This is a genomic window from Gemmatimonas sp., from assembly GCF_046594945.1.
Taxonomy (GTDB): domain Bacteria; phylum Gemmatimonadota; class Gemmatimonadetes; order Gemmatimonadales; family Gemmatimonadaceae; genus Gemmatimonas.
This window is the reverse complement of sequence record NZ_JBKJRB010000009.1, coordinates 41,851-53,129: the sequence shown is the minus strand read 5'-3', so window position 1 is coordinate 53,129 and position 11,279 is coordinate 41,851. Positions and strand designations below refer to the sequence as shown.

At 65.2% G+C, this 11,279-nt stretch carries 8 protein-coding genes; 7 read left to right on the top strand and 1 reads right to left on the bottom strand.

The genetic code is table 11. From position 1 onward, the window contains the following. Window positions 1–227: 227 nt before the first annotated feature. The 7 genes from ACLL97_RS01235 to ACLL97_RS01205 all read left to right on the top strand — a co-directional run bounded on the left by ACLL97_RS01235 (window position 228) and on the right by ACLL97_RS01205 (window position 7,537). Window positions 228–488: a hypothetical protein gene (locus tag ACLL97_RS01235; RefSeq protein WP_411278655.1), complete on the top strand. Its 261-nt coding sequence runs from the start codon at window positions 228–230 to the stop codon at window positions 486–488. Between the two features lie 60 nt (window positions 489–548). Continuing rightward, window positions 549–1,367: an SDR family oxidoreductase gene (locus ACLL97_RS01230; protein ID WP_411278654.1), complete on the top strand. Its 819-nt coding sequence runs from the start codon at window positions 549–551 to the stop codon at window positions 1,365–1,367. A 450-nt stretch (window positions 1,368–1,817) separates the two neighbouring features. Further along, entirely contained in the window at window positions 1,818–2,870 is a 1,053-nt protein-coding gene (locus tag ACLL97_RS01225) for an L-threonylcarbamoyladenylate synthase (RefSeq protein ID WP_411278653.1), read from the top strand. A 68-nt stretch (window positions 2,871–2,938) separates the two neighbouring features. Next, window positions 2,939–3,856: an enoyl-[acyl-carrier-protein] reductase gene (locus ACLL97_RS01220; RefSeq protein WP_411278652.1), complete on the top strand. Its 918-nt coding sequence runs from the start codon at window positions 2,939–2,941 to the stop codon at window positions 3,854–3,856. 3 nt (window positions 3,857–3,859) lie between these two features. After that, window positions 3,860–5,773 carry an ATP-binding protein gene (locus ACLL97_RS01215; protein ID WP_411278651.1) on the top strand — a complete coding sequence of 638 codons (1,914 nt, stop codon included), beginning with the start codon at window positions 3,860–3,862 and terminating at the stop codon, window positions 5,771–5,773. Between the two features lie 12 nt (window positions 5,774–5,785). Further along, window positions 5,786–6,274 carry a hypothetical protein gene (locus tag ACLL97_RS01210; RefSeq protein ID WP_411278650.1) on the top strand — a complete coding sequence of 163 codons (489 nt, stop codon included), beginning with the start codon at window positions 5,786–5,788 and terminating at the stop codon, window positions 6,272–6,274. Between the two features lie 75 nt (window positions 6,275–6,349). Continuing rightward, a complete protein-coding gene (locus ACLL97_RS01205; protein ID WP_411278649.1) occupies window positions 6,350–7,537 on the top strand; it encodes an MFS transporter in 1,188 nt (395 codons plus the stop codon). Between the two features lie 64 nt (window positions 7,538–7,601). Here the strand turns inward: ACLL97_RS01205 and ACLL97_RS01200 are convergent, their stop codons facing one another. Then, a complete protein-coding gene (locus tag ACLL97_RS01200; protein WP_411278648.1) occupies window positions 7,602–10,880 on the bottom strand; it encodes a WD40/YVTN/BNR-like repeat-containing protein in 3,279 nt (1,092 codons plus the stop codon). Window positions 10,881–11,279: the final 399 nt, after the last annotated feature.

Genomic DNA, 11,279 nt, shown 5'->3' with positions numbered 1-11,279 from the left:
GCGCCCACGCCCGACGAGCCGACCAGCGTCACGTGTGGAGGCGTGAGCCGGGCCAGCTTGGGGTCGAAACGCTGCTGAATCTCTCGCACCATGGCACCCGCTTCGCCAGGAAGCTCTGCCAGTACGAAAATGCCGAAGGACGCCGCCATTCCCGCAATCTAGTCGGTGTACACGCTACCCTCACGGTGGCGCGGTCGACGCGATATGTTCGCCCTATGGGAGCCGCCATGAAGGTCATTCGAGAATACGTGAACGAGATGGAAGCGCTCGTTGCGCGCAGCGTGTTGGAAGCACATCACATTCCGGCTGTGGTGCTCCGCGACGATGCGGGCGGCATGCTCCCCTCGATGCACTTGGTGTATCCCGTACGGCTTGCCGTGCGAGTGGGAGACGCGACGCACGCGCTGCGCATCCTCGATGCCCCCTTCGAGGGCGACGAGTACGTTGACGAGCTCCTCGGTCCCGACGACGCCGCGGGGCATCCGTGACCTTGCGTCCGTGACCTTGCGTCCGTGACCTTACGTCCGTGACCTTGAATCCATGACCGGATGTCCGTGAGCAATCGCTTTGCCGGGCAGGTGATCCTGCTCACCGGCGCCTCGAGTGGGATCGGGGCGGAGTTGGCGCGACAATTCGCCGCCGAAGGGGCGCGGCTGGCGCTCGCCGCGCGCGATGCGGAACGGCTGGAATCGGTGGCCGCCGAGTGCCGAGCGCGGGGCGCCGACGCGCTGGTGGTGCCGGGCGATGTGGGTATCGAGACGGCGTGCGCGTGGATCGTGGAGCGCACCGTGGCGCACTATGGCCGCCTCGACATGTTGGTGAACAATGCCGGACTCGGCTCGAGCGGGCCATTCGAGGAGATCACCGATCTCTCAATCTTCGACACGCTCATGCGGGTGAACTACCTGGGCAGTGTGTGGTGCACGGCGCATGCCCTGCCGCACCTTAAACGGTCGCAGGGACGCATCGTCGCCATGTCGAGCCTGACGGGACTCACCGGCGTCCCCAAACGCACCGCCTACGCTGCCACCAAACATGCGATGGCCGGCTTCTTCGATTCGCTCCGCATCGAGCTCGAGAGCTCCGGTGTGTCGGTCACCGTCATTTATCCCGGTTTCGTCTTTTCCGAGATCAACCAGCGGGCGCTCTCACCCGACGGCACCCCATTCGGCGAGCGCGCCTTTGTGCGACGGAAAGGTGAAACGATGGAGACCGACGAGTGCGGTCGTCTCATTCTCGCGGCGGTGGCTGGGCGCGACCGCGATCTGGTTATGACGTGGCGCGGCAAGATCGGACGGCTGCTCAAGCTGATCGCTCCGAGACTCGTCGACCGGATCGCCCAGCGCGCGATCGAGTCGCGGCAGTAGACAGTCTTGCTGCGGCCTCAAAATCATCTGCGGCCTCGGTGTTCCAGCCGTCTGCGGTCTGTCCGTCTACGCAGCCGTTGGCAGCGCGGCACGATCGCGAACCGCCGGAACACGGAAACTGCGGATTACACCGTACCGCACAGATAAGCCAAGCCATGTGAGGCCCGCCTCAGGCGGCGGGTCGATGCGATGGCTTTTGCTTTTCCACAACAAAGCGCACGCCGTCGCCGAGCCACGGGCAGGCATCGCACCGGCGGAGCAGATCCGTGTTTTTTCCGTGCAATCCGCGGCCTCGGTGTTCCGGCGGTTTGCGGTCTGGCCGATCGCACACCCACCCGTTCATGCGCACGATGGCAGCGCCGAGAGCACGGAGACGTCTGATTCGACGCGTAAGCACGGATATGGCGCTCGGTGCGGCCTCCGGCGCCCGGTCGTCCCCGGCTAGATTCCATGATGGCCGGCGCTCCAGTACTCAGGCTCGACCCCGATAATCCCGACCCCGTGGTGGTCGAGCACGCGGCCGCCCTACTGCGTCGTGGCGGACTCGTCGCCTTTCCCACCGAAACCGTATACGGACTCGGCGCCAACGCGCTCGACCCGATTGCGGTCGCGGCCATTTATACCGCCAAAGGCCGTCCGGCGTGGAATCCGGTAATCGCGCACGTGCCCGATGCTGCCGCGGCCCGCCTCCTCACGCGGCAGTGGCCTCCCGCCGCCGACTGCTTAGCGGCGGCCTTCTGGCCGGGCCCGCTCACCGTGGTGCTCCCCAAGGCAGCACACCTGCCCGACGTGGCTACCGCCGGGCTCGATGCGGTGGCTGTTCGGGTGCCGGCCCATCCCGTCGCGCTCGCCCTCCTCCGCGCGGTCGGCGTGCCCATCGCGGCCCCAAGCGCCAATCGGTTCACCCAGGTCAGTCCCACTACGGCGCAGCATGTGCAGGCGTCGCTGGGCGACCGGGTCGGGCTCATTCTCGACGGCGGTCCGAGTAGGGTGGGCATCGAAAGCACGGTGGTCGACCTCACCGGCCCCGACGCGGTCATCCTGCGGCCAGGCATGATCTCCGCCGCCGATATCGCGCTCGCCCTGCGTGGCTCGGGAGTGGCGGTTCGAAGCGTCACCACCACTGTGCGGCACGACGCCGCCGGAGACGCGCCGGCTCAGCGTTCGCCGGGTATGGCCGATCGACACTATGCGCCGCGGGCCGATGTCTGGTTGTTCGACCCGGAGCAACAGCCCGAGATCGCAGCAGCACTCACCGTCGCCCTCGCGGCGCGGAATCCGGCGACCGGGCGCGTGACGGCGCTCCTGCGTACGACCACGCTTTCTCTGCCGGATGGCACGATCGTCCGCATGCCGGATGAACCGGCCGCGTATGCGCGCGAGCTCTATGCCGCGCTACACGCGGCCGACGCGGCTGATGCATCCCTCATCGTGATCGAGCGTCCCCCGGACGATGATCGCTGGGCTGGCCTCCGCGATCGCCTCGCCCGGGCTAGTCGCTAGACGCTCGGCGCTCGGCGCTCGGCGCTCGGCGCTCGGCGCGAGCCCGACTTCGCTGCTATCTTGCCCGGATGCTACCCATCGATCTTTCCGGCAAGCGCGCCCTCGTCGCGGGCGTCGCCGACGACGGCGGCTTCGGGTTCGCCGTCGCGAAGGCCTTCGCGGAGGCCGGCGCCTCTGTCTGTGTCGCCACGTGGCCGCCTGCGCTCAACATCTTCCTCAATCTGCTCGAACGCGGCAAGATGGATGAGTCCCGTCGTCTGAGCGATGGATCGCTGCTCACCTTCGAGCGCATCTATCCCCTCGACGCCGTCTACGACTCGCTCGACGATGCGCCACCAGACGTGCGCGAATCGAAGCGCTACAAGGATATCGGCGACTTCTCGATCGGCGGTCTCGCCCAGCGCCTGGCGGCCGACTTCGGCGACCAGTCGCTCGACATCGTCTTTCACTCATTGGCCAATGGGCCTGAAGTGAAGAAGCCACTGCTCGAGGTCAGTCGCGCCGGGTATCTCGCCGCCTCCAGCGCGAGCGCGTACTCGCTGGTGTCGATGGTGCAGCGCCTCGCGCCGCTCATGCGTCCAGGCGGCTCGGTCTGCTCACTTACGTACATGGCCAGTGAACGCGCCATTCCCGGCTACGGCGGTGGGATGTCGTCGGCCAAGGCCGCCCTCGAGAGCGACACGCGCGTGCTCTCGTTCGAGGCCGGTCGCAAGTACGGCGTGCGCGTCAACACAATCAGCGCCGGTCCGTATGCGTCGCGAGCGGCCAGTGCGATCGGCATTATCGACAAGATGGTGAAGTACTGCGCAGCGAACTCGCCGCTTCCTCAAGAGCTCACCGCAACCGAAGTCGGCCACACCGCCGCGTTCCTCTCGAGCTCGTTGGCCAGCGGAATCACGGGGTCCACCGTGTACGTGGACAAGGGATACCACGCGATGGGAATGGCCGTGACCATGCCGCTCGGCACAGAGCCGCTCGGCGCGTAGGCCGTGCCCGACCGAGCGCCCCTCCAGCAGGACGACGTTCCACTGCCACCAGGCGGAACGGGGCTCCGCACGCGACTGCTGGGCATGGCGCTGATCGTGTCAACGCCACCACTCTTGGTCAGTCTTCTCACGCCGATGCCGAACAGCGGATGGCGAGGCGTGTTGCTGTTCGGCGGAGCGTTGATCGTGTCGATCACGCTCGCATTGTATTTCGGTACCAAGATCTCCCGACCGGTGCAGGCGCTGATTGAAGACGCGCATGCACTGGCGGTCGGCGTAGCGGGACATCGGTCGCGCATCAGATCCAGCGATGAAATTGGTTCACTCGCGACGGCGCTGAACCAGATGGCTGAAACGGTCGAGCGACGTAGCGCGGCACTCGCCGACAGCGAGCGCCGGTATCGCTTTCTGTTCGACTCCAATCCGCTGCCCATGTGGGCCTGGGACGCGGACACCATGCTCATCCTCGCCGTGAACGAATCCGCCGTCGAGCAGTACGGGTACGATCGCGACACGTTTCTCTCGCTGCGCATTGTCGACCTGCTCGACCCCGTTGAGCACGCACGATTCAGCGGCGCCCGCCTGCCCTTCTCGGAATCGAAGCAGAGCGCCGGTTCTTGGCAACATCGCACCGCGAGCGGTCGACTGCTCGAGATGGAGGTCATCACCACCTCGTCCCGTCGACTCGGACGCGCCAGCTGGCTGTCGGTGGGCATCGATGTTACCGCGCGCCGCGAAGCCGAACGTGCGCTGGCCCGCAGTGAAGAGCAGCTGCGCCAGTCACAGAAAATGGAAGCGATCGGTACCTTCGCCGGCGGCATCTCGCACGACTTCAGCAACCTGCTCACCGGCATGCTGGGCTACTGCGATCTCGCGCTCGCCATGATGTCGGCCGACGATCCCGTACGCCGCGATGTCAGTGAGATCCGCGCGCTCGCCGTGCGTGGTACGGATCTTTCCAAGCAGATTCTTGCCGTCAGTCGCAAGCAGATCGTGCAGGCAACGGTGCTCGACCCGAACTCCGTGATTGCGGGACTCGACCGCCTGCTCCGCCGGCTCATGGGCGAGCACATCGAAGTCACCACCACGCTGGGCGGTGACCTCGGCACCATTCGCATTGACGCCGCACAGCTGGAGCAGGTCATGCTCAGCCTCGCCAGCAACGCACGCGACGCGATGTCCGCCGGCGGCACACTTCGTATTGCCAGCGCGCGTGTGAGCGACAGCGAAGTGCAGTCATTCGGCCTCGACGCCCAGCGCGAGTGGATCGTGATCCGCGTGACTGATACCGGCGTCGGTATGACCGATGCTGTCCGCAAGCACATCTTCGAGCCCTTTTTCACCACCAAGGAGCGCGGCAAGGGCACGGGACTTGGCCTGCCGCTGGCGTACGGCATGATCGATCAATCCGGTGGTGAGATTCGCGTGAGCAGCGCCCCGGGACTCGGCACCACCTTCCATCTGCTGCTGCCTCGCCTCGGCGAGCTCCCCACCGATCTCGCCGTCGAAGAAGACGTACCCGAGGTACTCATGGGCGAGGAAACCGTCCTGCTCACCGAAGACGAAGACAGCGTGCGCACCGTCGCCACGGCGGCCCTCGAACGACGCGGCTATCGCGTGCTGGCGGCGGCCGATGGCGACTCCGCCATTGCGATCTCGCGTGCGTTTCCGGGCCGCATCGACCTGCTCGTGACCGACGTCGTGATGCCCGGCATGAACGGGCGTGAATTGGCCGAGCAGCTCGGGCAAATGCGTCCGGACATGCGCGTACTGTTCGTGTCGGGCTATACCGATGATGCCGTATTGCTCAAGGGTGTGTCGCTCGACGCCCGCACGTTCATGCAGAAACCGTTCACGTCGCTTGAACTCGCACGACGCGTCCGCGTGGTGCTCGATCAATCGCTGCGTGTGAGCTGAGCACGAGCGGCCATGTATTGGATTCTGGTGATCATGGCCGCCATCGCGGCGAGTCTGATCGCGCTCGTCGTTGGTGGGCTTGTCACGCCAGCTCACTATCGCGTCGTACGTCGTATTCGCCTGCAGCGCGGCGCACACGACGTACGCACCCTGCTCGCTGACCTCACGGCGTACGAACAGTGGATGCCGTCACCGACGACCATCGAACGAACGTCATCGACTAACGTGAATGCGGACACCGATCCGAATGTCATCGCGCTGGACCTGACCGACGACGACACGAAGGCGCAGCTACAGTGGGAATGGGATGTGACTGCCGACGCAGTGTCGCGGCCGGCACGCTGCACCGTCACGCTCACGGAACTCGGACGCGTGGGGAATCCCGTGATTCGGTTCTTCGCTGCGTTACGCGGACACGGTGGAAACGCCGAGCGCACGCTGCGCGCGCTGGCGGAGCATTTCGACGCGTTCGGCGTCTCCGTCGAACGCGTCGAAAAGTGACTGCGGCTTCCCAGCCTCTTGTCCGCCATCGCTGACCCCACGCCCCGAGGCGATTCCCATCCGGATCGCTGGCGCATGCTCGGCATACTCACCGTCGCCGAGCTGTTGGGGATGACGTTGTGGTTCGCCGCCAGCGCGGTGTCGGCGCAGTATACCGCGCAGTGGTCGCTCACCGGCAGCGAAGCCGCGTGGCTCACTACGATCGTACAACTGGGCTTTGTGGTTGGCACCGCCGTGTCGGCGCTGCTCAACGTGGCCGATATCGTGCCGGCCCGATGGCTCTTTTCCGTCGCCGCGCTAGTCGGCGCCGCGGCCAACGCGTTGCTGCTCACGTCGGACCAGCTATCGACTGCGCTGGTGTGGCGCTTCGTGACCGGCCTCGCACTCGCCGGCGTGTATCCACCGGCGATGAAGATGATCGCCACCTGGTTTCGCGTCCGACGCGGGCTCGCGGTCGGCACCATCGTAGGCGCCCTCACGGTGGGCAAGGCGATGCCGTATCTCGTGCACGCGATCCCCGGTGCCGGTATCACCCCGGTCGTCCTCAGCGCGACCATCGGCGCATGCGTAGCCGCGTTGCTGGTGTGGTTCGGCTACCGCGAAGGACCGTACCCATTCCCTGCACGGCCGTTCTCGTGGAGTCTGGTGCGCGATGTCGTGCGGACGCCGACGTGGCGCTTGTCCACCGGCGGCTATCTCGGGCATATGTTCGAGCTCTATGCCGCGTGGACGTGGCTGCCCGTGTTCATCGCGGCCAGCATCGCCGTCCGTGATCCCGCGAGTGACCCTGCTGCCGCCGCGCACGCGACATCGTTGGCGTCGGCCATCGCCTTCGCCGCGCTCGCGATCGGCGGCGCCGGCTGTATCTGGGGCGGACTCGTCGCCGACCGGCGTGGGCGCGCCTGGCTCGTGACCCGCGCCATGGCCATCAGCGGCGTTTGCGCGGTGCTGATCGGCTTCGCTTATGGCCGGTCGCTCTGGCTGCTGGTTCCGATCGCGTTGGTGTGGGGATTCTTCGTCATCGCCGACAGCGCGCAATTCTCGGTGCTGGTGACCGAAAGTGTGCCGCCGCATGCGGTGGGCACCGCGCTCACATTGCAAACCTCGCTGGGATTCCTGCTCACGGCGGTCGTGATTCAACTCGTGCCACCACTGGCGGCGTTTGTCGGTTGGCGATGGGCGTTTGCCGCGTTGGCATTGGGTCCGCTGTTCGGGATTGCGGCCATTCAACGGTTGGTACGCCACACGGCGGCCCGCCGCTAGGAACCAGAGGTTCCCGCCACGACCCGCCGCGTGCTTCGCTGCACCAGCGACCACCGAGACCAACTTACATCCCCGTGACTTCTTCCTCGGCGCCGATACGACGCGGGGTCTGCACGTCACCGGCCTTCACTTCGATCGCTGGCAAGCCGTGCTTCTTGAGAATCTCGTCGATCGGCGGTAGCAGTTCTTTGTACGCCTTGCGAAGCTCCACGAGATACACCTCGAGCTCTTTCGACAGCGTGTCGTACACCACTAGCGACTGCTTGGTGGGACGCGCTTCGGTGCTGCCTACCACGCCCGCCAGCGCCGCGATCTGGTTATTCACCTTGATCGGGTAGTTGAGCGGGTCCTGACCGCTCTGGTTCTTCACCTGATAGACCTGCGCTTCCATCTCGCTGATCCTGGTGTCAAGCGTCTTCACCAGCTGCGCATACTGCGCGGAGTCCGCGCCCACTTCCTTCGAACGCGACACCGCTTGGCTCCGCACGTAACGCACGGTCCGTACGGCATCGTTCGCGTCGGTGGTCCGGTCGCGGATCTGCATGAGCATCTTGTACTGCGCCACGAGATCAGCCGCCGTCGCATCGCTCCGCGGGTCCTTCTTCACCAGCAGCTTGGTCTCCGACACCGGCGCACCATCCACCAGCAGACGCACCGAGTAATTGCCGGGAAGCACCAGCGGACCCGTGAGCACGCCGGCCCACATGATCATGCCGTTGAACGTGGTTGCATCGCTCTCGCGCAGATTCCACGAGAACGTGTTCATGCCGACCGTGTTCGTGGGTGCTGCATCGGCGGCCACCGAACGACGACCGCCAGCCGGCGCCACTGCGGCACCCGCACCAGCCGTGTCGCTCGAGAACGTGCGGACCGTGCGACCCGTCGAATCCTTGAACTCGATCGTGACCTTGTTCACCGGCGACTTGAGCCAGTAGTACACGATGGCGCCGTTGGGTGGATTGGCACCAACCGGTGAACCGCTACCGCCGCCCGGGTTGAATCCACCGCTCCAATTGATGCGATACGCCGCACGTGGCGTGAACAGATGCGCCCGTTCGGCCATCGCGGCGGCGCTGAGCTGACGCAGCACGTTGATGTCGTCGATCACCCAAAACGAACGGGCATGCGTCGCCGCGATGAGGTCACCGTCCTTGATCGCCAGATCGTGCACCGGCACGATCGGTAGGTTGCGACGCATCGAGAACCACGTGGCACCGTCGTCGAGCGAGCCGTAGATACCGCGCTCGGTGCCGGCGAACAGCAGCCCGGGGCGCACGGCGTCTTCACGTATCACACGCGTGAATTCGGTGGCCGGGATGCCAGTGGCCTTGCCGCTATTGTCGATGCGCGACCACGTCCGGCCGTAGTCGGCCGTCTTGAACAGGTATGGCTCGTTGTCGTCCATCTGGAAACGGTTCGCGGCCACATACGCGGTGCCGGCGTTGAAGTGCGATGCATCGATGATCGAGATGCGCGCCCATTCCCGTTCCTTCAAGAGCGCCGGCGTCACATTCGTCCACGACGTCCCGCCGTTGCGCGTCACATGTACCGTGCCATCGTCGGTACCGGCCCAGATCACGCCTTTCATCACCGGCGACTCCGAAATCGCGAACACCGTGCCGTACGTTTCCACACCGGTCTGGTCCTTCGTGATCGGGCCGCCCGACGGTCCGAGCGTACGCGGATCGTTGCGTGAGAGATCGGGGCTGATCGCCGTGTAGCTGTCGCCTTCGTTCGTGGTCTTGAAGAGCACGTTCGATCCGACATAGATCGTCTTCGGATCGTGCGGGCTCACCACGACCGGGAACGTCCACTGCATACGGTACTTCGAATCGATGGCCGAGTGTCCCATTGGGTTGAGCGGCCACGGATTGATGTCGCGCGCGAGTCCGGTGCGCATATCCTTGCGCGTGAGGTAGCCGCCGTAGCTGCCGGCGAACACGATGTCCGGATTGTTCGGCAGCGCCGCGATGAAGCCCGACTCACCACCGCCGGCATCCTGCCACAGGTCCATCGTGATGCCACCCGCCGCTCGCGACGGACCACAGAGCGTACTGTTGTCCTGCTGCGCGCCGCAGATCTTGTACGGGAAGTGATTCGTGGTTGTCACGTGATAGAATTGCGCCGTCGCGAAGTCCTGCGCCGTCCACGTCTTCGCCGCGTCGGTGCTCACGTTGGCGCCGCCGTCGTTCGCTTCGATCATGCGGTCGCTGTTGTCGCTCGCAATCCACAAGTTGTGCGAGTCCCCGTGCGGCGTGTTGATGTTGCTCCACGTCTTGCCCGCATCGCGCGAAACCTGGAACTGCACGTTGCTGGCGTATACGACGTCTGGGTTCTTCGGATCAGCGTAAATCTTCGAGTAGTACCACGCGCGCTGACGCAGCTTCCGTTCATCGTTCACGCGCGCCCAGGTGGCACCGCCATCTTCACTGCGGAACACTCCGCCCTCATCGGCTTCGATAAGCGCGTAGATGCGCTGCGTGTTCGCGCCGCTCACACTGAGACCGATGTTGCCCCACATGCCGGCGGGCAGCCCCTTGTTCTTCGTGATCTCGCTCCACGTATCGCCGCCGTCGGTGCTCTTGAACATCCCCGAGCCCTTGCCGCCCGACACCAGCATCCACGGCTTGCGATGCATCTGCCAGAATCCGGCGTACAGCACGTTCGGATTACTAGGATCCATCGCGAGGTCGGCCGCCCCGGTGGAGTCATCGCGGAACAACACCTTTGTCCAGTTCTTGCCGCCATCCTTCGTGCGGAACACGCCGCGCTCGACGTTCGGGCCCCAGGCATGACCCTGCGCCGCCACGTAGGCGATTTCGGGGTTGGTGGGGTGAACCAACAGGCGCGAAATCTGCCGCGTGTCGTTCAATCCGATATTCGTCCACGTCTTGCCGCCGTCGGTTGTCTTCCAGACGCCATCGCCGTGCGACACGTTGCCGCGGATCGTGAATTCGCCGCCGCCCACGTACACCACATCGGGATTGCTCGGCGCCACACCGATGCTCCCGATCGTGCCGCCGAAATATTTGTCCGTCATCGGCGTCCAATTGTCGCCGCCGTCAACCGATTTGAAGACTCCACCACCCACGGTGCCCATCCAGTACTCCTTGGGACGGGCCACACTGCCCCCTACTGCAGCCGAACGACCACCACGAAACGGACCGATCTCGCGCCACTTGATGGCCGACAGCGCACCGGTATCGAAGGGGGCGGCAAGAGGTGAAATCGCCGCAGGACGTGCCGCCGTGCGGGCGACAGGACGCGACGGCTGCGAACCGGCCGACGCACAGGGAATGAGAACGGCGGCAGCGAAAGCCAACCGTGGGCTAAATCGTTTCACGACAATGCTCTCCAGGGGCGTACATGGGGGGGACGGGCAGTCTTACTACGCGCGACTATCATGCTCCGCATTCCGTTGCTCGCAAGACTGGTTCTGCTGACAACCGTGAAGTTCCGACTGCGTCGCAGTGTAACCCACGGCCCATGGCTCATGGCCCACGGCCGAGAGCCGAGAGCTCCTTGCCCCAAGCCTCGGGAGCCGAGAGCCTACAGCCCCGCTGTTCCCCGCAGGCGCGAGGGCTAACGGCTGTCGGCTCCCAGGTTCAAGGCTTTAAGGCTAACGGCTCTCGGCCGTGGGCCGTGGGCCGTGGGCCGTGGGCCATGGGCCATGGGTTCAACACAGCCGCCCAGACGAAACTCCAGCCGCCAGTATTGCGTACGGCGATACCGAAGTGATATC

Bases quoted from the DNA above. Each gene is read 5' to 3' on its own strand.
- ACLL97_RS01235 (WP_411278655.1), top strand. From the start codon at position 228: ATGAAGGTCATTCGAGAATACGTGAACGAGATGGAAGCGCTCGTTGCG.
- ACLL97_RS01230 (WP_411278654.1), top strand. From the start codon at position 549: ATGTCCGTGAGCAATCGCTTTGCCGGGCAGGTGATCCTGCTCACCGGC.
- ACLL97_RS01225 (WP_411278653.1), top strand. From the start codon at position 1,818: ATGATGGCCGGCGCTCCAGTACTCAGGCTCGACCCCGATAATCCCGAC.
- ACLL97_RS01220 (WP_411278652.1), top strand. From the start codon at position 2,939: ATGCTACCCATCGATCTTTCCGGCAAGCGCGCCCTCGTCGCGGGCGTC.
- ACLL97_RS01210 (WP_411278650.1), top strand. From the start codon at position 5,786: ATGTATTGGATTCTGGTGATCATGGCCGCCATCGCGGCGAGTCTGATC.
- ACLL97_RS01205 (WP_411278649.1), top strand. From the start codon at position 6,350: ATGCTCGGCATACTCACCGTCGCCGAGCTGTTGGGGATGACGTTGTGG.